At 67.3% G+C, this 24,940-nt stretch carries 21 protein-coding genes and 1 riboswitch; of the genes, 8 read left to right on the forward strand and 13 right to left on the reverse strand.

The features are described from left to right. Nucleotides 1-88 precede the first annotated feature (88 nt). Nucleotides 89-1,099 (forward strand): fatty acid desaturase, encoded by a 1,011-nt coding sequence (locus HL653_RS20000; RefSeq protein WP_171746061.1) that lies wholly within the window; start codon nucleotides 89-91, stop codon nucleotides 1,097-1,099. Between the two features lie 88 nt (nucleotides 1,100-1,187). Here HL653_RS20000 and HL653_RS20005 read toward each other — a convergent pair whose 3' ends face one another. The 7 genes from HL653_RS20005 to carA all read right to left on the reverse strand — a co-directional run bounded on the left by HL653_RS20005 (nucleotide 1,188) and on the right by carA (nucleotide 8,635). Continuing rightward, a complete protein-coding gene (locus tag HL653_RS20005) occupies nucleotides 1,188-1,532 on the reverse strand; it encodes a hypothetical protein (protein WP_171746062.1) in 345 nt (114 codons plus the stop codon). A gap of 222 nt (nucleotides 1,533-1,754) precedes the next feature. Then, a complete protein-coding gene (locus HL653_RS20010) occupies nucleotides 1,755-1,922 on the reverse strand; it encodes a Flp family type IVb pilin (protein ID WP_171746063.1) in 168 nt (55 codons plus the stop codon). Between the two features lie 443 nt (nucleotides 1,923-2,365). After that, nucleotides 2,366-2,992, reverse strand: coding sequence for a rhomboid family intramembrane serine protease (locus tag HL653_RS20015; RefSeq protein ID WP_171746064.1), 627 nt, complete (start codon nucleotides 2,990-2,992; stop codon nucleotides 2,366-2,368). A gap of 180 nt (nucleotides 2,993-3,172) precedes the next feature. Then, nucleotides 3,173-3,649: a transcription elongation factor GreA gene (gene greA, locus HL653_RS20020; RefSeq protein WP_171746065.1), complete on the reverse strand. Its 477-nt coding sequence runs from the start codon at nucleotides 3,647-3,649 to the stop codon at nucleotides 3,173-3,175. 88 nt (nucleotides 3,650-3,737) lie between these two features. Continuing rightward, entirely contained in the window at nucleotides 3,738-7,058 is a 3,321-nt protein-coding gene (gene carB / locus HL653_RS20025) for a carbamoyl-phosphate synthase large subunit (RefSeq protein ID WP_171746066.1), read from the reverse strand. Further along, nucleotides 7,042-7,353 (reverse strand): hypothetical protein, encoded by a 312-nt coding sequence (locus HL653_RS20030; RefSeq protein WP_171746067.1) that lies wholly within the window; start codon nucleotides 7,351-7,353, stop codon nucleotides 7,042-7,044. Before HL653_RS20030 ends, carB begins: the two co-directional genes overlap by 17 nt. Before the next feature lie 106 nt (nucleotides 7,354-7,459). After that, nucleotides 7,460-8,635, reverse strand: coding sequence for a glutamine-hydrolyzing carbamoyl-phosphate synthase small subunit (gene carA / locus HL653_RS20035; protein WP_171746068.1), 1,176 nt, complete (start codon nucleotides 8,633-8,635; stop codon nucleotides 7,460-7,462). A 135-nt stretch (nucleotides 8,636-8,770) separates the two neighbouring features. Here carA and HL653_RS20040 point away from each other — a divergent pair, with 135 nt between their 5' ends. From HL653_RS20040 to rpoD, 4 genes are all read left to right on the forward strand, one after another. Continuing rightward, nucleotides 8,771-9,223 carry a GatB/YqeY domain-containing protein gene (locus tag HL653_RS20040; protein WP_171747144.1) on the forward strand — a complete coding sequence of 151 codons (453 nt, stop codon included), beginning with the start codon at nucleotides 8,771-8,773 and terminating at the stop codon, nucleotides 9,221-9,223. Between the two features lie 63 nt (nucleotides 9,224-9,286). Beyond that, entirely contained in the window at nucleotides 9,287-9,697 is a 411-nt protein-coding gene (locus HL653_RS20045) for an endonuclease domain-containing protein (protein WP_171746069.1), read from the forward strand. Further along, nucleotides 9,694-11,577, forward strand: a complete 1,884-nt coding sequence (gene dnaG / locus HL653_RS20050) for a DNA primase (RefSeq protein WP_171746070.1) — start codon at nucleotides 9,694-9,696, stop codon at nucleotides 11,575-11,577. The genes HL653_RS20045 and dnaG overlap by 4 nt, the downstream gene beginning before the upstream one ends. Before the next feature lie 42 nt (nucleotides 11,578-11,619). Beyond that, nucleotides 11,620-13,674: an RNA polymerase sigma factor RpoD gene (gene rpoD, locus HL653_RS20055; protein WP_171746071.1), complete on the forward strand. Its 2,055-nt coding sequence runs from the start codon at nucleotides 11,620-11,622 to the stop codon at nucleotides 13,672-13,674. Nucleotides 13,675-13,895: 221 nt separating this feature from the next. Here the strand turns inward: rpoD and HL653_RS20060 are convergent, their stop codons facing one another. Continuing rightward, nucleotides 13,896-15,164 carry a chloride channel protein gene (locus tag HL653_RS20060; protein ID WP_253717142.1) on the reverse strand — a complete coding sequence of 423 codons (1,269 nt, stop codon included), beginning with the start codon at nucleotides 15,162-15,164 and terminating at the stop codon, nucleotides 13,896-13,898. Nucleotides 15,165-15,340: 176 nt separating this feature from the next. Between HL653_RS20060 and HL653_RS20065 the strand changes: the two genes are divergently transcribed. Together HL653_RS20065 and cysK are read left to right on the forward strand one after the other, a co-directional pair. Continuing rightward, nucleotides 15,341-16,615 carry an MFS transporter gene (locus tag HL653_RS20065; RefSeq protein ID WP_171746073.1) on the forward strand — a complete coding sequence of 425 codons (1,275 nt, stop codon included), beginning with the start codon at nucleotides 15,341-15,343 and terminating at the stop codon, nucleotides 16,613-16,615. Further along, nucleotides 16,612-17,526, forward strand: coding sequence for a cysteine synthase A (gene cysK, locus HL653_RS20070; protein ID WP_171746074.1), 915 nt, complete (start codon nucleotides 16,612-16,614; stop codon nucleotides 17,524-17,526). The genes HL653_RS20065 and cysK overlap by 4 nt, the downstream gene beginning before the upstream one ends. A gap of 165 nt (nucleotides 17,527-17,691) precedes the next feature. Here cysK and HL653_RS20075 read toward each other — a convergent pair whose 3' ends face one another. Next, nucleotides 17,692-18,618, reverse strand: coding sequence for a tyrosine recombinase XerC (locus HL653_RS20075; protein WP_253717145.1), 927 nt, complete (start codon nucleotides 18,616-18,618; stop codon nucleotides 17,692-17,694). Beyond that, nucleotides 18,603-19,154: a DUF484 family protein gene (locus tag HL653_RS24380; RefSeq protein ID WP_253717147.1), complete on the reverse strand. Its 552-nt coding sequence runs from the start codon at nucleotides 19,152-19,154 to the stop codon at nucleotides 18,603-18,605. Before HL653_RS24380 ends, HL653_RS20075 begins: the two co-directional genes overlap by 16 nt. Before the next feature lie 84 nt (nucleotides 19,155-19,238). Here HL653_RS24380 and HL653_RS20080 point away from each other — a divergent pair, with 84 nt between their 5' ends. Continuing rightward, complete coding sequence (locus HL653_RS20080; protein WP_171746076.1) at nucleotides 19,239-20,027, forward strand: phosphatase PAP2 family protein; 789 nt, start codon at nucleotides 19,239-19,241, stop codon at nucleotides 20,025-20,027. Nucleotides 20,028-20,057: 30 nt separating this feature from the next. On the opposite strand, the gene metE is transcribed toward HL653_RS20080, so the two are convergent. From metE to HL653_RS20095, 3 genes are all read right to left on the reverse strand, one after another. Further along, nucleotides 20,058-22,403, reverse strand: a complete 2,346-nt coding sequence (gene metE, locus HL653_RS20085; RefSeq protein ID WP_367613573.1) for a 5-methyltetrahydropteroyltriglutamate--homocysteine S-methyltransferase — start codon at nucleotides 22,401-22,403, stop codon at nucleotides 20,058-20,060. Nucleotides 22,404-22,538: 135 nt separating this feature from the next. Further along, nucleotides 22,539-22,774, reverse strand: a riboswitch (cobalamin riboswitch). Between the two features lie 63 nt (nucleotides 22,775-22,837). Then, on the reverse strand, nucleotides 22,838-24,016 hold the full coding sequence (locus HL653_RS20090) for an acetyl-CoA C-acyltransferase (RefSeq protein WP_171746077.1): 1,179 nt from the start codon (nucleotides 24,014-24,016) through the stop codon (nucleotides 22,838-22,840). A 126-nt stretch (nucleotides 24,017-24,142) separates the two neighbouring features. Next, entirely contained in the window at nucleotides 24,143-24,904 is a 762-nt protein-coding gene (locus HL653_RS20095) for an SDR family NAD(P)-dependent oxidoreductase (RefSeq protein ID WP_171746078.1), read from the reverse strand. Between the last annotated feature and the right edge of the window lie 36 nt (nucleotides 24,905-24,940).

Here is a 24,940-nt window from a genome sequence, read left to right on the forward strand (position 1 = left end):
CCCGCCCATCCCTCAGAAAGCCATTTCCATTCTCGCCCAGTCTCTGAAGCGCGACGCCGCATCCGCCGCGCACACCCCCGATCGGACGATGCCGGAAACCACCCCGCCGCTGGACGTATCGCGTCTGGTGAAGGCGCTCGCCCCCTTCCGCGTCGCCAACAATCCGCGCGCGCTGACGGAGCTGACGATCACGGCGGTGCCGCTGGTGGCCTTGTGGCTCACGGCGATGCTGCTGGTGCGCGCGCAGATCTGGGCGGGCCTGCTGCTGACGATCCCGGCGGGCTGCTTCCTGCTGCGCCTGTTCATGATCCAGCATGATTGCGGCCATGGCTCCTTCTTCCGCAGCCGCAAGGCGAATGGCTGGCTCGGCCGCGCGATCGGCGTCCTGACGCTCACGCCCTATGAATTCTGGCGCCGCGCCCATGCCCAGCATCATGCCGGCACCGGCAATCTCGATCGGCGCGGCGTGGGCGACATCGATACGCTGACGCTCGCCGAATATCGCCGTCTCTCGCCCTGGGGCCAGCTACGCTATCGGATGTACCGCAACCCGGTCACCCTGTTCCTGCTCGGCCCCGCTTTCCAGTTCCTGCTGGTCCACCGCCTGCCGACCGGCCCGGCGTGGAAATCCCGCCAGCTGTGGATCAGCGTGATGGGCACCAACGTGGCGATCGCCGCGCTGGTCGGCGGGCTGATCTTCGCCTTCGGCGCGCCGGCCTTCTTCCTCGTCCACCTGCCGGTCATCCTGATCGCGGCGACGATCGGTATCTGGCTGTTCTACATCCAGCACCAGTTCGAGCAGACGAGCTGGGATCACGCCGACGGCTGGTCCTTCCAGAAAGCCGCGCTGGAGGGCAGCTCTTATTATGAGCTGCCGCCGGTGCTGCGCTGGTTCAGCGCCAATATCGGCGTGCATCACGTGCATCACCTGTGCAGCACGATCCCCTTCTATCGGCTGCAGAACGTGCTGCGCGCCGCCCCCCAGCTGCGCGAGATGAGCCGGCTGACGCTGCGCCAGAGCCTGAAGACGATCAGCCTCACCCTCTGGGACGAACGCAGCCGCCGCCTGATCTCTTTCCGTGAGGCGGCGCGGATCTGATCCCGCTTCCCGGGAAGGGAGGCGCCAGGGGTGGATCGCGCGAGGCCGGCGCCTTCTGACGCCCCACCTCGCCACGACCATACCCGCCTCACATCCCCTTATGCGGCGCCTTGCCGGGCTTCTTCGGCGTCTCCGGGATCATCCGCGCCAGATTTGCGGAGCACCCGGCCTGCGTGAAATGGCAGCTCACCGTGCTCGGGATGCTGTGCGGCCCCGTCGGGCAGGACGATTGCGACCGGACATAATAAGGCGTCGCGCGACCCCGCATGTGCACGCCGCCATTGCCGCAGACGAGCGTGCGCTCCCCCACCTCGGTCTTCAGCGCGCGCTCCGCGAAGAAAGTGACGGTCACGTCGCGCGATGGCGCGGCCTCCGCCGCCCCCGCCACCAGCATCTGCACCACGATCCCCGCACCAATTACCGTCATCCGCATCGCGCATCTCCCTCACTTGACGCTACCAAACCCCATTCGCGCGACCAGCATCTTGCGACATTGGACTCGCATTGGATTGCTTGATTGCGCTTTCGGATTGTTTTTGTCGAGCGGAACACGTGCGCCGCTCCCTGAACGAGAAAGGCCCGGCCGCCCTCCAAGGGCAGCCGGGCCTCTTCGTCCTCCAACGGCGCAGGCCTCGCCCGCGCCGGAATGCGCGTTTTACTGCGCGTTCATGTTGTTGGAAACATTGGAGAAGGTGTTCTTGAGCTTGGTGCCGAGCGTGGACATCGCGCCGATCGCCGCAACGGCGATCAGGGCGGCGATCAGGCCATATTCGATGGCGGTGGCGCCGCGGCGGTTGCCGGCGAGCTTGCGAAGGAAGGTCATGTCGGTCTCCGTTGGGTCGGGTCTGCCGCCACGCGGCGAAATCGTGGTTATGCGGCCGCGCATTGCCAAAGAACCTCCGCTTCTGGTTAATTTCGCGCTCACCCTGTTCGGCTCATCGCATTTTCACCATGAAATCAAAGGCGTCCGAAGGCCTTCTCCCTACCTCGCATACCGTCCACCCCACGAAGTCGGGATCCACGGTGTTGCTCGGACCGGTTCTGCCACGCGGTCGCGAGACTCCCCTCTCCTGCCCACCGGGCCTGAGATTGAACTGAAACGCCCCTCTTCCCGTTCGTCCTGAGCGAAGTCGAAGGACGGGCTGCAAGCGATGTACTCGGAGCACGTGCTTCGACAGGCTCAGCACGAACGACAGGGTATCGGCTGCGCGCTCAAACCTGATCGGCACGACCCATCAGGAGAGCCGAATACGGAAGCCCAGCCCCTCAGGCGGAGCGATAGCGCCACCGCAGCAGCGGCCGCGCCATCAGCAGCCCGGCGAGGAAGCCGCCGATATGCGCCGCGGCGGCCACCGCCATGCCGTCCAGCCGCCCGGCAAAGCCCACCAGCAGCTGCAGCACGATCCACGCCGCCGCCAGCCAGGCGATATGCGCCCAGCGTGCCACTTCGGGCGGCAGCTTGGTTTCGCGGGGCTTGCCGTAGAGGATCGCATAGGCGCCCACGATCGCGGAGATCGCGCCGGACGCGCCGATCATCGGCACGGTGCTGTGAGGGTCCACCGCATATTGCATGCCGGCCGAGGCGAAGGCGCCCACCAGGAACAGCAGGATGATCGATCCCGGCCCCAGCGCCACCTCCGTCTCCTTGCCGCAATAGCCGAGCATCAGCAGATTGAAGACGAGGTGGATGATGCCGCCATGCAGCAGCGTCGCGCTCAGCGGCGTGAGCCACACCGGCAGCGCGTCCGGCATCGGCGGCCCGCCGATGCGCGCGGGGATGAAACCGCCGAGAAGCGCGGCGCTTTCGGACTGTCCGGCCAGACCGAACAGGGCATAGGCGGCCGCGATGGCGGCGCCCAGCATCAGGGTCGCACGGGGCGGCTCGCTACGCATGGTATCCGGCTCCGGCGGTCAGAAATTCTGGGAAGCCACCCCATCCGTTCGCTTCGAGCGAAGTTCGAGCTTGCCGAGAACGCAGTCGAGAAGGATTCTCGACGGTCGCATCTCGGCTGCGCTCGATGCTGCTCGAACCAAACGGCGGGACTTTGCCATCACGCCCCTGCCCGAGGCGCGTCAGATGAATTCGATGCGCGAGACGACATAATAACGGTCGCCCGACGGCACCGTCACTTCCACGTCGTCGTCCACCTTGCGGCCGATCAGCGCGCGCGCCAGCGGCGAGGAGAAGCTGATCCGGCCGACCTTCGCGTCCGCCTCGGTCTGGCCGACGATCTGATACTTCACCGGCTTGTCGTCCTCGTCCAGCAGATGGACGGTCGCGCCGAACACCACCTTGTCGCCCGAGAGCGTCTTGGGATCGATGATGAGCGCGCGGGAGAGCTTGTCCTCGATGTCGGCGATCATCGCCTCCACCTGGCCCTGCCGTTCCTTGGCCGCATGATATTCCGCGTTTTCGGAAAGGTCGCCATGGGCGCGCGCTTCCTCGATCGCATCGATGATCTGCGGCCGTTCGATTTTGAGACGCGCGAGGTCAGCGTTGAGCATGTCGTAGCCCTCCGCCAGCATCGGCATCTTCTCGTCGGTCGCCATCGGCACTCATCCCTTCACTTCGTAATAGCGTCACCCCGCGCCGCCTCTCGGCGACGCACCATCCTAACGATGTCGGGAGGCGGCGCGATCACGCATGATAGGATTGGAGCGAGCGCACTTCAAGCGTGCGATCCCGCATCGCGGCAATCGCATCCACCGCCGCCACGCCGGCGGCCGCCGTGGTGAAGTAAGGGATGCGCCCCTGCAGCGCGGACGCGCGGATGGATTTGCTGTCCTGCAGGCTCTGCCAGCCCTCGGTGGTGTTCAGGACGAGCGCGATATCGCCGTCCTTCATCCGGTCCACGATGTGCGGGCGGCCCTGCGCCACCTTGTTCACCGTCTCCACCGTCAGGCCATGCTCGCGCAGATATTCGGCGGTGCCGGTCGTCGCCACGATCTCGAAGCCGAGATCGATCAGCTTGCGTACGGCCGGTTCCACCACCGTCTTGTCGGACGGCTTGACCGAGACGAACACGGTGCCGCTCTTCGGCAGCACGGTGCCCGCGCCCAGCTGACTCTTGGCGAAGGCGGTCGCGAAATCGCGATCGATTCCCATCACTTCACCCGTGCTCTTCATTTCGGGCGAGAGGACCGGATCGACGCCGGGGAAGCGTGCCCAGGGGAAGACGGCCTCCTTCACGGCCGAATGCTTCACGTCCAGATCGATCTTCGGCAGCGCGGCCAGCTTCTCGCCAGCCATCACGCGCGCCGCGATCTTGGCGATCGGCGCCCCCACCGCCTTGGCCACGAACGGCACGGTGCGGCTGGCGCGCGGGTTCACCTCGATCAGATAGACCTCGCCATCCTTCACCGCGAACTGGACGTTCATCAGCCCCTTCACGTTCAGCGCGCGGGCCAAGGCATCGGCCTGCCGCTCGATCTCGGCGACGATATTCTTGGGCAGGCTGTGCGGCGGCAGCGAGCAGGCGCTGTCGCCCGAATGGACGCCCGCTTCCTCGATATGCTGCATCACGCCCGCGATCACGACGTCGGTGCCGTCGCAGATCGCATCGACATCCACTTCGGTCGCGTCGCGCAGATAGCGGTCGATCAGCACCGGGCTGTCGCCCGACACCAGCACGGCGGTGGTGATATATTGCTCCAGCTGCGCCTGCGTCTCGACGACTTCCATCGCCCGGCCGCCCAGCACGTAGGAGGGGCGCGTCAGCACCGGATAGCCGATCCGCTCGGCCACCGCGATCGCCTCTTCCCGGCTGCGGGCGATGCCGTTGGCGGGCTGCTTGAGGCCGAGCTTCTCGACCAGAGCCGCGAAGCGCTCGCGATCCTCGGCCAGATCGATCGCGTCCGGGCTGGTGCCCAGGATCGGGATACCGGCCTTTTCCAGCTCCTGCGCCAGCTTCAGCGGGGTCTGCCCGCCAAACTGCACGATCACGCCGACCAGCTCGCCCCGGCTCATCTCGACATGCAGGATCTCCAGCACGTCCTCGGCCGTCAACGGCTCGAAATAGAGGCGGTCGGACGTGTCATAGTCGGTGCTCACCGTCTCCGGATTGCAGTTGACCATGATCGTCTCATAGCCCGCATCGCTCAGCGAGAAGCAGGCGTGGCAGCAGCAATAATCGAATTCGATGCCCTGCCCGATCCGGTTCGGCCCGCCGCCCAGGATCACGATCTTGCGACGATCGCTCGGGACGGCCTCATTCTCCGGCTCCCCGAAGCTCGGCGCCTCGTAGGTGGAATACATGTAGGGCGTCTTCGCCTCGAACTCGGCGGCGCAGGTGTCGATCCGCTTGAAGACCGGCCGCACGCCCAGCTTGTGGCGATGCGCGCGCACCTCGGCCTCGGTCACGCCGCCCGACATGCTCTTGATCGCATCGTGGACGATGCCCGATCCGCGCGCCTGCTCGCGGCTCATGCCGGCGAGGTTGGCGGACTGGAGCGACAGGAAGGCGAGGCGCTTGTCGGAGAAGCCCATCGCCTTCAGCCGGCGCATGCCGGCGGCATCGTTGGGCAGGCCGTCGCGGCACACCACGGCCTCGGCCTCGACGATCTCGCTCAGCCGCGTGATGAACCACGGATCATATTTGGCGATGTGGCACACGTCGGCGACGGTGAAGCCCTCACGCAGCGCCTGCGCCGCGATCAGCAGCCGGTCCGGCGTCGGCTCGGCCAGGGCCGCCTCGATCTCGGGGCGCGGCGCGCCCTGCAGGCGATCGACGATGTTGAGCCCCGAAAGCCCCGTCTCCAGACCGCGCAGCGCCTTCTGCAGGCTCTCGTGGATGTTGCGGCCGATCGCCATCACCTCGCCCACCGACTTCATCGCCGTGGTCAGGTGATCGCTCGCGCCCTTGAACTTCTCGAAGGCGAAGCGCGGAATCTTGGTGACGACATAGTCGATCGTCGGCTCGAAGCTGGCCGGCGTCGCGCCGGTGATGTCGTTGTCGATCTCGTCGAGCGTGTAGCCCACCGCCAGCTTCGCCGCGACCTTCGCGATCGGGAAGCCCGTCGCCTTCGACGCGAGCGCGGAGGAGCGCGACACGCGCGGGTTCATCTCGATCACGACGAGACGGCCGTCCTTCGGATTCACCGCGAACTGAACGTTCGAACCGCCTGTTTCCACGCCGATTTCACGCAGGACCGCGATGCTCGCGTTCCGCATGATCTGATATTCCTTGTCGGTCAGCGTCAGCGCCGGCGCGACGGTGATCGAGTCACCGGTGTGGATGCCCATCGGGTCCACATTCTCGATCGAGCAGATGATGATGCAATTGTCGTTGCGATCCCGCACCACCTCCATCTCATATTCCTTCCAGCCGAGGACGCTCTCCTCGACGAGGACTTCGGTGGTCGGCGAAAGGTCGAGCCCGTTGGTGACGATCTCGATGAATTCCTGGCGGTTATAGGCGATGCCGCCGCCCTGCCCGCCCATCGTGAAGCTGGGGCGGATGATCGAGGGCAACTGGACGAAGTCCAGCGCCTCCAGCGCCTCGTCGATCGTGTGGGCGATGCGGCTGCGCGGGGATTCCAGCCCGATCTTGTCCATCGCGTCGCGGAACTTCAGCCGGTCCTCGGCCTTGTCGATCGCCTCGGCATCGGCGCCGATCATCTGGACGCCATATTTCTCCAGCGTGCCGTCATGGAACAGCGCCAATGCGGTGTTCAGCGCGGTCTGGCCGCCCATCGTCGGCAGCACCGCATCGGGACGCTCCTTCTCGATGATCTTGGCGACGATCTCGGGCGTGATCGGCTCGATATAGGTCGCGTCCGCCATGTCCGGATCGGTCATGATCGTCGCGGGATTCGAATTGACGAGGATGATGCGATAGCCCTCCTCGCGCAGCGCCTTGCAGGCCTGCGTACCCGAATAATCGAACTCGCAGGCCTGACCGATGACGATCGGGCCGGCGCCGATGATGAGGATCGAGGAGATATCAGTCCGCTTGGGCATTCGTCATCCAATTGTCGCGCGGCTGGATCCGCGCATCCTGGGGCAGGCGAGCGCGCAGGCACTGAGCATTGGCCTCGGTGCTGCGCGTCACGGCGAATTTGTAGGTCTGGCCGGCGCCATCGACGGCGACCCGTTCGAAATCGTCGATCCCGCAGGTCTTCATCGAGCCCGGCAGATCGACCGACGCCGCCGCCCGCACCTCATAGCGCACTCCGTCCGACGCCATGTGCGGCGGAACATAGGCCCGGAACAGAACCGAGGCGGTGGAGACGGCGAGGGCAAGCGAGGCGATCATGCAAGGAATGTCCGAAAAGCGGGAAATTCCGCTCCGTTCGCACTTGCAGCATTAACAAAAACGGTATGCACGCTCGTTAACGGCGCGTTTACGCCGCGCGTCGCCATCACGCTGCCGCCTTTGGGAGCTGGCGCACGAACTGCTCGAACAGATAGTGGCTGTCCTGCGGGCCGGGGCTCGCCTCCGGGTGATATTGCACCGAGAAAGCGGGCTTGTCCGTCAGGCGCAGGCCGGCGAGGCTGCCGTCGAACAGCGAGACATGGGTCGGCTCGGCATTGGCCGGCAGCGATTCGGTCACGACCGCGAAGCCGTGATTCATGCTGGTGATCTCCACCCGCCCGTCGTCGCTGCGCTTCACCGGATGGTTCGCGCCGCGATGGCCCTGATGCATCTTCTCGGTCTTCGCACCCACGGCAAGGCCCAGCAGCTGGTGGCCGAGGCAGATGCCGAAGATGGGCTTGGCGATCTTCAGCAGCGCCTGGATCACCGGCACGGCATAGGTGCCGGTCGCGGCCGGATCGCCGGGGCCGTTCGAGAGGAACACGCCGTCCGGCTGGTGCGCCATCACGTCCTCGAAGGTCGCGGTCGCGGGCACCACCGTCACGCGCGCACCGGCGGCGACGAGATTGCGCAGGATGTTCCGCTTCAGGCCATAATCGATCGCGACGACATGCGGGCCGTCCGGGTTCGCGGCGTGGGCCGCATAGCCCTCGCCCAGCGTCCACAGCCCGTCATCCCACGTGTAGCTCTGCGTGGCCGACACCTCGATCGCGAGGTCCATGCCCTCCAGGCCCGGCCACTCGCGCGCCTGGCGCTTCAGCGCGTCCAGATCGAACTCGCCCTTCGCATTGTGCGCGATCACGCCGTTGGGCGCGCCCTGGATGCGGATGGCGCGGGTCAGCGCACGCGTATCGACACCCGCCAGACCGATGCGGCCGTTCGAGCGCAGCCAGGCGTCGAAGCCCTGCGTCGACCGGAAATTGGAGGGATCGGTCACGTCCTCGCGAACGATGCAGCCCAGCGCGTGCGGGTTGATCGCCTCCACGTCCTCGGCATTGGCGCCGACATTGCCGATATGCGGGAAGGTGAAATTCACGATCTGGCCCGCATAGGAGGGATCGGTCATCACCTCCTGATAGCCGGTCATCGCCGTGTTGAAGCACACTTCGCCCACGGAAGCGCCTTCGGCACCGAATCCCTTGCCCCAGATGACGGTGCCGTCACCAAGGACCAGAACTCCTGTCGCTCCTTCAGGCGCGCGTTGAGGCGTGGCGTCAGCCATGTTGGGCGGGCACTCCGTTTGATTGTTGCGATGTCGCTAAGGGTCGCCCGCTACCCCCCCTCGGTGGCAGGGTCAACTCTACCAAATGCCGGCCCGCTGGGCTATCTCTCCGCCTTTCCGACATTCGAGAGCGATATGATCCGAGACGACGTGAAGGCGGCGCAGATTGCCGCCATGAAGGGTGGCGACAAGGCCACGGTGGCCGCGACGCGCCTGATTCAGGCCGCGATCAAGAATCGCGACATCGAGCTGCGCACCGCGTCGAGCGCGCCGGATGACGACCTTCTGGTCACCGAAGTCCTGCAAAAAATGATCAAGCAGCGCCGCGAATCGATCGAAATGTTTCGCAAGGGCGGTCGCGAGGAATTGGCGGCCGCCGAAGAAGGCGAACTCGCCGTGATCGAGCGATTCCTGCCGAAGCAGATGAGCGAGGACGAGGCCAAGGCCGCGATCGACGCGCTGGCGACCGAACTGGGCGCGGACAGCGTGAAGGACATGGGCCGCGTGATGGCCGCGCTGAAGGAGCGTTTCGCGGGCCAGATGGACATGGCCAAGGCCAGCGGGCTGGTGAAGGCGCGGCTGGGGTGATCTGACGCGCGGGCGTCACGCGAATCGGTTGCGCTCCCCTCCCGCTTGCGGGAGGGGTTGGGGGTGGGCAAGCCGACCTTCAAATCGCGCGACACGCAAACCGCAAAAGCCCTTCGCCACGCCGCTACGCCGGCCGAGCGTCGCCTTTGGCACTGTCTCGCGCGCCGCCAACTCTGCGGGCACAAATTCAGCCGCCAGATGCCGATCGGCTCTTACGTCGTCGATTTTTTGTGTCGGGACCGGAAGCTGATCGTCGAACTCGATGGATACAGCCATGATCTGAGGATCGAGGCGGATCAACAGCGCACCGATTGGCTCGAGAGCGAAGGTTATCGCGTTATCCGGTTTAGCAATGCCGAGGTCATGGAGACGCTCGAAGGCATCCTGCTCTCCATCAGCGCCGCGCTTGCCGAACGCGTGCCTGCCCACCCCCAGCCCCTCCCGCAAGCGGGAGGGGAGGTTTTGAACGCATGACCCTCTCCCCCCAATTCCTCGACGAGCTCCGCGCCCGCACGCATCTGTCCGCGCTCATCGGCCGCTCGGTGAAACTCACCAAGGCCGGGCGCGAGTATAAAGGCTGCTGCCCGTTCCACGACGAGAAGACCCCCAGCTTCTACGTCAATGACGACAAGGGCTTCTATCACTGCTTCGGCTGCTCGGCGCACGGCGACGCGATCCGTTTCCTGACGGAGGCGCGCGGCCTGCCCTTCATCGATGCGGTGAAGGAGCTGGCGGCCGCCGCCGGGCTCGACATGCCCGCACCCGATCCCCGCTCCGCCGAGCGGGCCGAGCGCGCGACCGGCCTCACCAGTGCGAGCGAGGCCGCCGCGCGCTGGTTCACGGAACAATTGCAGGGCATCGGCGGGGCGGATGCGCGCGCCTATCTCCAGAAGCGCGGCATTTCCGAGCCGCTGGCCAAGGCGTTCGGCATCGGCTTCGCGCCGGATGCGCGCGGCAAGCTCAAATCCGCCCTCGCCAGCTTCGGCGATGACACGCTGGTGGAAGCCGGCCTGCTCATCAAGGTCGAGGAGAAGGAGCCTTACGATCGCTTTCGCGGCCGCCTGATGATCCCGATCCGGGACCAGCGCGGGCGCACGATCGCGTTCGGCGGCCGCATCCTGGATCAGGGCGAGCCCAAATATCTGAATTCGCCCGATACGCCCCTGTTCGACAAGGGCCGCACCCTGTTCAACGTCGATCGCGCCGGGCCCGCCTCGCGCAAGGCCGGGCGGCTGATCGTCGTGGAAGGCTATATGGACGTGATCGGGCTGGCCAAGGCCGGGATCGACGAGGCGGTCGCGCCCAACGGCACCGCCGTCACCGAGCATCAGCTGGAGCGGATGTGGCGGCTGGCCGAAATCCCGATCCTGTGCCTCGACGGCGACAAGGCCGGGCAGAAGGCCGCCGTGCGCGCCGCGCATCGCGCGCTGCCGATGATCGCGCCCGGCCGCAGCCTCGCCTTCGCCACGCTGCCGGCGGGGCAGGATCCGGACGATCTGGTGAAATCGGGCGGCGCGCCCGCCGTCGAGGCCGTGCTGGCCAATACCAAGCCGCTCGTCGACCTGATCTGGGAGAGCGAACTCGCCGCCGCGCCGCTCACCACGCCCGAGGCACGCGCGGGCCTGCGCCAGCGGCTGGGCGATCTCGCCCGCACGATCGCCGACGGCAATGTGCGCGAACAATATCAGAGCGAATTCCGCCGCCGCTTCGACGCGCTCTATGCCGCCGCGCCGCCCGAGCCCTATCGTGGCGGGGGCGGAGGCCAGAATTTCCGAAGCGGTGGCCAGCGCCCGTTCGGACGCGGCGGCCGCTCCGGCGGCTTCCAGCCCCCGCTCCGCCCCGCGACCGAGCCCGCCCGCGCGATCGGTCGCGGCGGGATCGATCTGATGCTGGCCCGCGCGGTGCTGGCCGGGCTCATCCTCCGGCCCGAACTGATCGGCGATCATGCCGAGGCGCTTTCTGGGCTTCCCCTGCCCGACGAGGCGCTGTCGGGCCTGCGCGACGCCATGGTGGATGCGATCGTGACGCAGGGATCGCTTGAAAGCACCGACATCGCCCACATATTGGGCAGAGCTGGTGTCGGTAGCACCGCAAATCGGCTACTCGGCACCAACGGACTTGCCTTTTCCTTCCTCCGCAGCGATGCGGATCCATTGCGTGCGGCGCGCGACCTGGGAGAGGCGATCGAGGTGCTGGCGACGCGACCCGCGATCGACGCGGCGCTCGCGGAGGCGACTAGGGCGTTCGCTGCCTCGACCGACGAGGCGGCGTTTGCCGAACAGCAGAGGCTGACGCTCGAAAGGGCCGAAGCCGAACAGCGGCTCCTCGCTTTGTTGGGGCCGGAAGACGAGTAGAAGCGTTCTTGCAACGCACGTGCATCGGGATCGAAGCAGCAGATGGCGAAGACAAACGTGGCGGTGGCAAATGGCAGCGGTGACGGCGGTGATGGCGGCGATGCGCCCCTCATCGATCTGAACGAGGCCAGCCTCAAGAAGCTGATCGCCCGCGCCAAGAAGCGCGGCTACATCACCTATGATGAGCTGAACGAGGCGCTGCCGCAGGATCAGATGTCCTCCGAGCAGATCGAGGATGTGATGGCGGCCATCAACGAGATGGGCGTCAACATCGTCGAGAATGAGGATGCGGGCGAGGACGGCGAGCAGCAGCCCCAGAACGACGATTCCGACGACGAGCAGAGCGACGACGGCTCGGGCGAGGTCACCACCTTCACGGCCGCCACGCCGAAGAAGGAGACGGTCGATCGCACCGACGATCCCGTCCGCATGTATCTGCGCGAGATGGGCGCTGTGGAGCTGCTGTCGCGCGAGGGCGAGATCGCCATCGCCAAGCGCATCGAGGCCGGACGCGACACGATGATTCAGGGGCTGTGCGAAAGCCCGATCACCTTCAACGCCATCATCGACTGGTCGACCCAGCTCAACGAAGGCACGATGCAGTTGCGCGAGATCCTCGATCTCGACGCGATGGTCTCCAAGGGCCCGACCGCCGAGCAGGTGGAAGGCGCCGAGGACGACGATTCGGGCGAGATCAGCGAGAAGTCGGCCGGCCCCTCCTTCAAGGAAGAGGAAGAGCCGGAGGAAGCTTCCGTCGACGGCGACGAGGATGAGGACGGCCAGGGCGGCGCCCGCCCGCCGCGCCCGTCGGACGACGACGAAGAGGATAACACGCTCAGCCTCGCCCAGATGGAGGAGCAGCTGAAGCCGCAGGCGCTGGAGCGCTTCGCGACCATCACCGATCTCTATCGCAGCTTCGCCAAGGTACAGGCGGCGCGCGTCGCCGCGATGGGCGTGGGCGACGATTTCCCCGCCGCGCAGGAAGCCAAATATCAGAAGCTGCGCGAGGACCTCACCGCCGAGGTGGAGAGCGTCAAGTTCCACGGCGCGAAGATCGAGCATCTCGTCGACCAGCTCTATTCGTTCAACCGCCGCCTGACGGCGCTGGGCGGCCAGATGCTGCGTCTGGCCGAGCGCCACAAGGTCAACCGCAAGGACTTCCTGGACCGCTATGTCGGTCATGAGACCGAGGAAGGCTGGCTGGAGCGCGTCGGCACGATCGACAAGAAGTGGACCGCCTTCGCCACGAACGAGGGCGTCGCCGTCGAGCGCGTACGCGCCGAGATCGCCGAAATCGCGCAGGCGACCGGCATGGCGCTCACCGAGTTCCGCCGCATCGTCAACATGGTCCAGAAGGGCGAGCGCGAGGCGCGCATCGCCAAGAAGGAAATGGTCGAGGCGAACCTGCGTCTCGTGATCTCGATCGCGAAGAAATATACGAACCGTGGCCTGCAGTTCCTGGATCTCATTCAGGAGGGCAATATCGGCCTGATGAAGGCGGTCGATAAGTTCGAATATCGCCGCGGCTACAAGTTCAGCACCTACGCCACCTGGTGGATCCGTCAGGCGATCACGCGCTCGATCGCGGATCAGGCGCGCACGATCCGTATCCCGGTCCACATGATCGAGACGATCAACAAGCTCGTCCGCACCAGCCGTCAGTTCCTCCACGAGACCGGCCGCGAGCCGACCCCGGAAGAGCTGGCCGAGCGCCTCTCGATGCCGCTCGAGAAGGTCCGCAAGGTGATGAAGATCGCCAAGGAGCCGATCTCCCTCGAAACGCCGATCGGCGACGAGGAGGACTCGCACTTGGGCGATTTCATCGAGGACAAGAATGCGATCATCCCGGTGGATGCGGCGATCCAGGCGAATTTGAAGGAAACGGTCACCCGCGTCCTCGCCTCGCTCACCCCGCGCGAGGAGCGCGTGCTGCGCATGCGCTTCGGCATCGGCATGAACACCGATCACACGCTGGAGGAAGTGGGCCAGCAATTCTCGGTGACCCGCGAGCGCATCCGCCAGATCGAGGCGAAGGCGCTCCGCAAGCTGAAGCACCCGAGCCGCAGCCGCAAGATGCGGAGCTTCCTCGACCAGTAAGGTCGGGCGCTCTCCCCACTATCGTTTGTGCTGAGCCTGTCGAAGCACCGCTCTTCCTTCGGGCAGGCGGTCGCTCCGGCAGGCTCAATGCTGTCGGGGCTCCGAGACATTCGTCATTGCGAGCGCAGCGAAGCGATCCAGCTCCGACAGTGCGGGACTGGATTGCTTCGCTGCGCTCGCAATGACGACTTGGATATGGCAGCGAAATCGCACCACGCCGGTCAGGCGGGAGTAGATTCCTCGCGCTCCACTTCCTCCGCCGCCCGCATCTCCTTCAGCTCCCGCACGAAGCCCAGCGACAGCCCGTGATACAGCTTCTCCGGCGCGACGAAGCCGCTCGCCGCGTCCGCGATCAGGGCTGAGGCGAAGAGCGGGATGACGAGCTGGTGGCTGCCCGTCGCCTCGGCGATGATCACCACCGCCGTCAGCGGCGCGCGCACCACGCCGGTAAAGTAAGCGATCATGCCGAGCAGCACGACCGGCCCCAAAGGCGTGCCCGGCAACAGATGCGCGAGCACATTGCCCAGTTCCGCCCCCACCGAGAGCGACGGCGCGAAAATGCCGCCCGGAGCACCGCTCACCGCCGTCGCGATCGTGGCGATCGCGCGCGGCACGATCATCCACCACGCCTGCGGCACACCCTCCACCAGTTCGCGCGTGGTCGCATAGCCCGTCCCCCAGCTCGATCCGTGGCTCAGCACGCCCATCGCCGCGACGATCGCGCCACACGCCCCCGCGAACAGCACCGGACGCGAGCGCAGGCGATGGAGCAGCGACTGGCCCGGCTTCAGCGCGAACAGCATCGCCCGGCTGAACAGCCCGCCGCACACGCCGCCCGCAATCCCGGCGATCGGCGTGACCACCAGAGCCACGCGGAACGGCAGCGGACTGTGGACCGCCCCCAGATAGACATAGTCGCCGGCGATGCCGAGGCTGACGAGGCCCGCGATCATCACCGCCATCATCACCAGCGCCGCCATCCTCTGCTCATAGGCGGCGGCCAGCTCCTCGATCGCGAAAGCGACGCCGGCCAGCGGCGTGTTGAACGCCGCCGCCACGCCTGCGGCGCCGCCCGCGATCACGACGCCGCTCGTGATCGGCACGCGCAGCCAGCGGTGGACCGCCACGTTCAGCGCGGCGGCCAGCTGTACGGTCGGCCCTTCGCGCCCCACGGCCGCGCCCGCCAGCAGCATCACCGAGGTCAGCACCGTCTTCGCCACCACGACGGGAAGTTTCAGATAGGGGCTCGTCCCCGCCTGCTCCGGGCTCGACACCAAGGCGATCACCTGCGGGATGCCCGATCCGCGCGAGCCCGCGAACCAGCGCATCGTCACCCAGCTCACCAGCATGAACAGGAACGGCACCGCGCCCGCGATCAGCCAGAGATGGGGATGCGCGATCCGCTCGAACAGCTCCTGCGCGCCATCGGCCAGCCTCGCGAAGGCCAAGGCCGCCAGTCCCAGCAGCACGCCGCCTGCGATCGTGGCCACGCGGCGGCGCCACGCCGCCGGCCCCGAGTATTCTGTCCCGGATACTTCGCTCATGCGTCCGCTTAGGTCAGCCCTCGCGACAGGGGCAACCCCGCGCGCCACCCACTATGTCGCTTTGTTGCCGGAAAGGCGAAGTTGCGTTGCCACCCGCGCATCCGCCGTCCTAAGGCCGCACCATGGCCGCGAAGCCCCCCCACCCGCTCACCTTCCGCGATTATCGCTGCTACTGGATCGCCCGTTTCTCGGCGACGATCGCCCAGACCTCGATGGTCGTCGTCATCGCCTGGCAGGTCTATGATATCGCCCGCGAAACGATGGCGCCGCGCGAGGCCGCCTTCCAGCTCGGCATGATCGGCCTCTGCCAGTTCCTGCCGCTGGCGCTGCTCACTCTGGTCGTCGGCTGGGTCGCCGACCGGGTCGATCGCCGCTTCATCGTGCGACTCACGGCGCTGTTGGAGGCCGCCTGCGCGATCGCGCTCACGCTGATGGCCTTCCGTCACACCACCACATTGCCCGCGCTCTTCACGATCGCCGCTCTGCTGGGCGTGGCGCGCGCCTTCGCCAATCCGGCGATGAGCGCGCTCGCGCCCAATCTCGTGCCGCCCGCCGTGCTGCCGCAGGCGATCGCGATCAGCTCCGTCTCGTGGCAGACCGGCGCGGTGCTGGGTCCGGCGCTCGGCGGCTATCTCTACGCGATCCATACCGACGTGCCTTACGGCGTGGCCGCCTTCTGCTTCCTGCTCACCTTCTCGATGCTGATGCTGATCCGGCCGATCCCGCGCACCACGATCGCGCGGGCGAGCCCGCTCCGCCAGATGATCGACGGCCTCCATTATGTCCGCCGCAACAAGATGGTGCTGGGCGCGATCAGCCTCGATCTCTTCGCCGTGCTGCTCGGCGGGGCGACCGCGATGCTGCCCGTCTATGCCCGCGATATCCTGCATGTCGGCGCCTCGGGCCTCGGCCATCTGCGCGCGGCGCCGGCGGTCGGATCGATGCTCACCGCCATCTTCCTCGGATTCCGTCCGCTCCGAAATCATGTCGGCATCAAGATGCTGGCGGCGGTGTGCGTGTTCGGCGCGATGACGGTGCTGTTCGGCCTCTCCACCTGGATGCCCCTGTCGCTGCTCGCGCTCGCCTTGCTGGGCGCCGCCGACATGGTTTCGGTGTTCGTCCGCCAGTCTTTGATCCAGCTTTATACGCCCAACGAGATGCGCGGCCGCGTCGGCGCCGTCTCTTCCTTGTTCATCTCGGGATCGAACGAACTGGGCGAGGCGGAATCCGGTTTTCTCGCGGCCCTGCTCGGCCCCGTCACGGCGGTCGTGGCGGGCGGCATCGGCGCGATCGGCGTAACTCTGCTATGGTCGCGCCTCTTTCCCGAATTGCGGCGGGCGAAGACATTCGCGCCGCCGGCCCATCTCGTTCAACCGGCTGAGGAAGTGCGACCATGAAGGCAGCGACGATACTCGAGACGATCGGCGGAACCCCGCATGTGCGGCTGGGCCGCCTGTTCCCCGACGCCGAAATCTGGGTGAAGAGCGAACGGACCAATCCGGGCGGTTCGATCAAGGACCGCATCGCGCTGGCCATGATCGAAGCGGCCGAGGCCTCCGGCGCGCTGAAGCCGGGCGGCACGATCGTCGAGCCGACCAGCGGCAATACCGGCATCGGCCTGGCGATGGTCGCGGCGGTGAAGGGCTACAAGATCATCCTCGTCATGCCGGAGAGCATGTCGGTCGAGCGTCGCCGCCTGATGCTGGCCTACGGCGCCACGTTCGATCTGACCCCGCGCGAGAAGGGCGTGAAGGGCGCGATCGAGCGCGCGATCGAGATTTGCGACGCCACGCCCGGCAGCTGGATGCCCCAGCAGTTCGAAAATCCGGCCAATGTCGACGTCCATGTGCGCACCACCGCCGAGGAGATCTTCGCGGATTTCCAGGATACGCCGCTGGACGCGATCATCACCGGCGTCGGCACGGGCGGCCACATCACCGGCGTCGCGCAGGTGCTGAAGGAGCGCTGGCCCGGCCTGAAGGTGTTCGCGGTGGAGCCGACCACCTCACCCGTCATCTCCGGCGGCCAGCCCTCGCCCCACCCGATCCAGGGCATCGGTGCGGGCTTCATCCCGGCTAATCTGCACACCGCCCTGCTGGACGGCGTGATCCAGGTCGATCCGGCCGACGCCAAGGAATTCGCCCGTCGCTCGGCGCGCGAGGAGGGCATCCTCGTCGGCATCTCCTCCGGCGCGACGCTCTCCGCCATCGCCCAGAAGCTGAAGGACATGCCCGGCGCACGCATCCTCGGCTTCAATTACGATACGGGCGAGCGCTATCTGTCGGTCCCGGATTTCCTGCCGGAGTAACGACACTCCCCTCCCGCTTGCGGGAGGGGTCGGGGGTGGGCAATCCCCACGCCGCCCCCTCCCCCGTTCGTCCTGAGCTTGTCGAAGGACGGGCTGCAAGCGGTGTCGCTTGAGGCCCGTGCTTCGACAAGCTCAGCACGAACGGATGTGGTGGAAACGGCCCCCTCAAGCCCGCGGATGGGCGTTGCGGTACACATCCAGCAGATGCGCCGCATCCACGGCGGTATAGACCTGCGTGGACGACAGGCTCGCATGGCCGAGCAACTCCTGCAGCGAGCGCAGATCCGCCCCCCGCCCCAGCAGATGCGTCGCGAAGCTGTGGCGCAGCGCATGCGGCGTGGTCCGCTCCGACAGCGACAGGCGCGCACGCGCGCCCCGCACCGCGCGCCGGATGATGTCGGGCGACAGAGCCCCACCCTTATAGCCCCGGAACAGCGGCAGATCGCGGCCCGTCCCCCACGGGCATTCCTTCACATAGGCCTCGATCGCCGCCCGCACCGACGGCAGCAGCGGCACCACCCGCGTCTTCGCGCGCTTGCCCGTCACCACCAGAGTATCGCCCAGCGGCAACGCCGCCCCCGTCAGCCCCACCGCCTCGCCGATGCGAAGCCCGGCGCCGTAGAGCAACAGCAGCACCGCCTTGTCGCGCAGCCCCACCCACGGATGCCGCGCTTCCTCGTCCGCATCCTCGGCGATCGCCACCGCATCGTCGGGCGACACCGGGCGCGGCGCGCCCACCTTCACGCGCGGCCCCTTCAGGCGGGGCGGCGTCGCCACGCCCGCCTGCCCGGCCACGAAAGCGAGGAACCCGCGCAGCGCTGAAAGCTCGCGCGCGGCGGACGCGTTGCCGATCCCCTCCTCGCGCCGCATCGCCAGAAACGCGCGCAGCTCGGCCGCGTCCACGCTCGCCAGGGCCCCCATGTCGATCAGCTGCGCCCGATGCTGGCCCAGGAACGCGATCAGTCGCCGCGCGGTCGCCTCATAGGCGCGCACGGTATGCGCCGAACGGCGCCGATCACGGGTGAGATGCGCCGCCCAGTCCTGGGACAGCGCGAAGGCGGAATGTTCGGAAAGCGTCAGGCGAGCGACCACCGCTCCAGTATAACCGAGGCGGCGCGGCCGACAAAGCGCAGCAGACGCGAGACGGCGGGTGCGTCGATCGCGGTCGCCTGATGCTCGCCCAGCAGGATCAGGCCGATCCCGCGCGCGCCCGATAGCCGGATCGCGATCTCGGCACGGATCGATTCGGCTTCCTCGCCGAACAGGGGATGGCCGCGATCCACCTCGCGGATCGTCACCGGGCGATCGATCCCGGCCAGCCGCACGATCATGCGCGGCTCGAACCGGCGCAGCGCCGTCCGGTCCGCCGCGAACGCCACGTCGTCGGCCGACCAAGCCAGCGCCACCGCATCCACGCCCAGCAGAGCCGGCCATTCGCAGGTGACGATGGAGGCGAAGCTTTCCAGGCTGTCCGCCTCCATCATCGCCAGCACGGCTTCGTGGATGGCGTTGGCCGCACCGGAATGGCCGCGCGCGAAAGCGAGCAATTCGCCGTTCGTCTGCTCCACCTCCGCGATGCGTTGGCGCAGCGACTGCACGGATCCGTGTTCGAGAACATTGCCTTGCATGCGAGTCTTTTAGCGCAGGATCCTTAAAGAAAGGCTTTCGTGGCCGTAACGGCGCACTATGGCTGTCGATTAAAGGAGATAGCCATGCGGATCTGGATCGTCGTCGCCCTTGCCTCATCGGGCCTCGCGCTGGCGGCCGCCCATGGCCAGAAAGGCGTGCAGGGCTATCTCTCGGCCGGCCGGATCGATCTGGTCGCGATCCTCCCGCCGGCGCCGCAGAAAGGCGATATCCGCTACGAAACGGACCGGCAGGTGTTCAAGGCGATGAAGGCCGGCATCGGCTCCGATCGCTGGGATTATGCGAAGAAGGACATTCCCTCCTCCGCCGCCGATGTGATGAAGGATTTCAGCTGCGCCGCCGGCATCGCCTTGTCGCCGGACAAGCAGCCCGCCACCTATCAGTTGCTCTCCCGCGCGGGCGCGGACACGGCGCGCGAGAACAATCTCGCCAAAGACAGTTTCAAGCGGCAGCGCCCCTTCCTGATCGACAAGGGCGAAATCTGCGAGCCCGATCCCGCCGATATCGGCAAGAGCTTCGATTATCCCTCGGGGCACACGACGCGCGGCTGGACCACCGGCCTGATCCTCGCCGAATTGCTCCCCGATCGCGCGACCCCGATCCTCTCCCGCGCGCGGGCCTATGGCGAAAGTCGCCTCGTCTGCCGCGTCCATAATGCGAGCGCGGTGGAAGCCGGCCGCGTCGGCGCCACCGCGACGATGGACGTGGTGCGGACCACCCCCGCCTATCAGGCCGATCTCGCCGCCGCCCGCACCGAGCTGGCGGCCGCCCAGCCGAGGCCGGACGCCGCCACCTGCGAGCGTGAGACGCGCATCCTGTGGCCATCGGTGCTGACCGGGCTCACGAAGAAATAAGGGGCGCGGCCGCCACCGCGCCCCTCCCGCTCAGGCCCCCGGCGTCAGCGCCACGCGCGCGGCCTTCGCCGCCGCCACCATGTTGACGAGCGCGGGCTTCACATCCTCCCACTTGCGGGTCTTCAGCCCGCAATCGGGATTCACCCAGAGCTGATCGGCCGACAGGCGGCCGCCCGCCTTGAGGAGCAGATCCTCCATCTCCTGCGTGGAGGGGATGCGGGGCGAGTGGATATCGTACACGCCCGGCCCGATCTCGTTCGGATATTTGTAGTCCACGAACGCGTCGAGCAATTCCATCTTCGAGCGCGACGTCTCGATCGAGATCACGTCGGCGTCCATCGCGCCGATGGAATCGATGATCTCGTTGAATTCGGAATAGCACATGTGCGTGTGGATCTGGGTCTGCGGCTGCACGCCCGAAGCCGAGATGCGGAACGCTTCGACCGACCAGTCGAGATAGAGCTGCTGATCGGCCTTCCGCAGAGGCAGCCCCTCGCGCAGCGCGGCCTCGTCGATCTGGATGATCTTGCAGCCGGCCCGCTCCAGATCGAGCACCTCGTCGCGGATCGCCAGCGCGATCTGCCGGCACGTATCCGCACGCGGCTGATCGTTGCGCACGAACGACCAGTTCAGGATCGTCACCGGGCCGGTCAGCATGCCCTTCATCGGCTTGGTCGCCACCGACTGGGCATAGTCCCACCACGCCACCGTCATCGGCTTCGGCCGCGCGACATCGCCATAGATGATCGGCGGACGCACGCAGCGCGAGCCATAGCTCTGCACCCAGCCCGCGCGGCTGAAGGCGAAGCCCGCCAGTTGCTCGCCGAAATACTGGACCATGTCGTTGCGCTCGAATTCGCCGTGGACCAGCACGTCGAGGCCGATCTCCTCCTGCCACGCCACGGTGCGTTTCGTCTCCTCGCGCAGGAACTGCTCATAATCCTGCGTGGTCATCGTACCCTTGTCGTGCGCGGCACGCGCCTTGCGGACCTCGGCGGTCTGCGGGAACGATCCGATCGTGGTGGTCGGCAGCGACGGCAGGTTGAGATGCGCCTGCTGCAGCCGGATGCGCTCGGCGAACGGAGTGACCCGGCGCGTCCAGTTCGCGGTGACCTCCGCGATGCGCGACCGCACGCGAGGATTGTTCGTCAGCGGCGAGGCCCGGCGATCGGCGATCGCGGCTTCATTCTCCGCCAGCACCGGGGCCACGCTCGCGCGGCCGGTGTTGAGCGCGCCGGCGATCGTCGCCAGTTCGCCCAGCTTCTGCACCGCGAAGGCCAGCCAGTTCCTGATCTGCGGATCCAGCTTCGTCTCCAGCTCCAGATCGACCGGCGTGTGGAGCAGAGAGCAGGATGGCGCGATCTGGACCCTATGCGCGCGCGCCACCGCCTCGACCCTGTCGAGGATCGCGGCCAGATCGGCCTTCCAGATATTGCGGCCGTCGATCACGCCCAGCGACAGCAACAGATCGGCCCGTGCGCCCGCGATCACCGCCTCCAGTTGCTCCGGCGCCCGCACCAGATCGACATGCAGACCGGCGACGGGCAGCGACAGCGCCGTTGCCAGATTGTCCCCCAACGCGCCGAAATAGGTCGCGAGCATCAGCTTCACGCCCGCCACCTTCGCCAGCTCGGCATAGGCCGCGCGATAGGCGTCCCGCGCCGCGTCGGTCAGGTCCAGCACCAGAGCGGGCTCGTCGATCTGCACCCAGTCCGCCCCGGCCTCGGCCAGCTTCGCCAGCAGTTCCGCATAGACCGGCAGCAGACCCGGCAGCAGCGACACAGGATCGAAGCCCTCCGCCTTCGACTTGGCCAGCAGCAGCCACGTCACCGGCCCGAGGATCACCGGCCGCGTCTGGTAGCCCAGCGCCTTGGCTTCGAGGAAATGATCGACCGGCTTGGTGGTCGACAGCGCGAACGCCTGACCGGGCGCCACCTCGGGCACCATGTAATGATAATTGGTGTCGAACCATTTGGTCATTTCCTGCGCGGGCACGTCGCTGCCGGCGCCATGACCGTGAACGCAGCCATCCCCGGCCGTCTCGCTCCGCCCACCCTTGGTCTGTCGCCCGCGCGCCATCGCGAAATACAGATCGAGCGAATCCGCCGCGCCGATCGCGCGATACGCATCCGGGATCGCTCCCAGCATCACGCTGGTATCCAGCACCTGATCGTAGAAGGAGAAATCGTTGCTCGGGATCACGTCGATCCCCGCCGCCTTCTGTCGCGCCCAGGTCGCGGCGCGCAGCCCGGCGGCGGTTTCCAGCAAGGCGGTTTCGTCGATCGCCCCGGCCCAATAGGCCTCGGTCGCGGTCTTCAGTTCACGGCGGGGCCCGATGCGGGGGAACCCCAGATTGGCGGCAGTTACGGACATCATGCACTCCTGGTCTGCCGGACGGGGGGACCAGGATAGAGCGCGCAAGGGCACGGATCGCCGCGGGCCGCAACGCAAGTGGCGGACGCGCGACGCTTCGGCGTCTGGCGCGATCCACCGGAGGAACCCCCGTCCGAGGAACGTTATCGCGTCGGAGGCAGGTCTCCTGGCTCACGGGTCAGCACGTCGGCCCCGGCCTTCCCGGCGCCGGTCGCCCGGCACCAGTGGCACGTGAAGGGGCCGCCGCTCGCCGCTTACAGTTGCGGGGACAGCGCCGGATTCCCTCCTCACGAAGGCCACCGGCTTCCCGTCTTAGCCCCGTCGCCCTCGCCTTGCGGCAGCGGGAACGGGGAACCTCGACCCGGCCTTCATCGCGCAAGCCCGTGTCGCCGTCAATCAATATATAAAGATATCTTTATGTCTTTATTGATCGGATTTCAGGCCAGTTCCACCGCCACCGCCGTCGCCTCGCCGCCGCCGATGCAGAGCGCGGCCACGCCCTTCGTGCCGCCTCGCGCCTGCAGCGCCGCCAGCAGGGTCGCGAGGATGCGCGCGCCCGACGCCCCGATCGGATGCCCCAGCGCACACGCTCCGCCATTCACGTTGAGCCGCTCCGCCGGAATGCCCAGCTCCGCCTGCGCGATCATCGCCACCACGGCGAAGGCCTCGTTCACCTCGAACAGATCGACCTCCTCGACCGACCAGCCCGCCTTCGCCAGCACCTTGCGGATCGCGGGCACGGGCGCGGTGGTGAACAGCCCCGGCTCGTGCGCATGCGCCGCCTGCGCCACCAGCCGCGCGACGATCGGCAGGCCGCGCGCCTTCGCCGCGCTCTCGTGCATCAGCACCACAGCCGCCGCGCCGTCCGAGATGGAGGAACTGTTGGCGGCGGTGACCGTGCCGTCCTTGGCGAAGGCGGGCTTCAGCGTCGGGATCTTCTCCGGCCGCGCCTTGCCCGGCTGCTCGTCCTCGGAGACGAGCGCATCCCCCGCCCGCCCCTTCACCGTCACCGGCACGATCTCGCCCGCAAACGCCCCGCTGGCGATCGCCGCATTGGCGCGCTCCAGCGAGCGCAGCGCAAAATCATCCTGCGCCGCGCGCGTCAGCTGATAGGCGGTGGCGCTTTCCTCGGCATAGGCGCCCATCAGCCGGCCGGAATAGGCATCCTCCAGCCCGTCGAGGAACATCGCATCCTTCACCACGTCATGCCCCAGCCGCGCGCCGCCGCGATGCTTGGGCAGCAGATACGGCGCGTTGGTCATGCTCTCCATGCCGCCCGCGACGACGATGTCGGCCGATCCCGCGCGGATCGCGTCGGCCGCCATCATCACCGCCTGCATCCCCGATCCGCACATCTTGTTCACGGTGGTCGCCTCCACCGAGAGCGGCAGCCCCGCCCCCAGCGCCGCCTGCCGCGCGGGCGCCTGCCCGAGACCATGGGGCAGCACGCAGCCCATATAGATGCGCTCCACCGCCTCGCCCGCCAGCCCGGCGCGCTCGACCGCGCCCTTCACCGCGACGGCGCCCAGTTCGGTCGCGGACACGGAGGACAGCGCGCCCTGAAACCCGCCCATCGGCGTGCGCGCGAAACTGACGATAACGATCGGATCGGTCATGTTCGTGTCCCTGAAAGGGGTTCTCCAGAAAGCCTCCCGTGCTCCTGCGAACGCAGGAGCCCAGAGCTTCGAATGCGACATCTGCGGCCCTGGACTCCGGCTTTCGCCGGAATACCGTCGCGGGGTTCACCGCGGCGCCATGCGGATCGCGCCGTCCAGCCGGATCACCTCGCCGTTCAGCATCGGATTGGCGATGATCGCCTCCACCAGCCGCGCATATTCGGCGGGCTGGCCCAGCCGGGCCGGATGCGGCACCTGCGCGCCCAGCGCGTCCTGCACCTCCTGCGGAAAGCCCGTCAGCATCGGCGTGAGGAACAGCCCCGGCGCGATCGCCATCGCCCGGATGCGAAGCGCGGCCAGATCGCGCGCCAGCGGCAGGGTCAGCGCCGCGACGCCCCCCTTCGACGCCGCATAGGCGGTCTGCCCGATCTGCCCCTCATAGGCCGCGACCGAGGCGGTGTTGACGATCACGCCGCGCTCCTCCCCGATCGGCGCGGCCGTCGCCAGCCGCGCCGCGAACTGGCTGGCGAGGTTGAACGTGCCGATCAGATTGACCTCGACCGTCTTGCGGAACAGGCTCAGCGCATGGGGCGCGCCCTCCCGCCCGACCGTCTTCGCCGCCGGCGCGATGCCCGCGCAATTGACGAGGATCCGCGCGATTCCGTGCGCCGCCTCGGCCCGCGCGAGCGCCTCGGCCACGCTCGCCTCGTCGGTCACGTCGGCGGCCGCGAACAGCCCGCCGATCTTCGCCGCCAGCGCCTCGCCCGCTGGCCCGTTGGTGTCGATCACCAGCACCTTCGCGCCGCGCTCCGCCAGCAGCGAGGCCGTCGCCTCGCCCAGCCCGGAGGCGCCGCCGGTGACGATCGCGCTTTGTCCTTCGATGTTCATCGCGCGGTCGTGCCGCCGAAATACGGGGTCATGGTC

Source organism: Sphingomonas sp. AP4-R1 (assembly GCF_013113735.1).
GTDB lineage: Bacteria > Pseudomonadota > Alphaproteobacteria > Sphingomonadales > Sphingomonadaceae > Sphingomonas_I.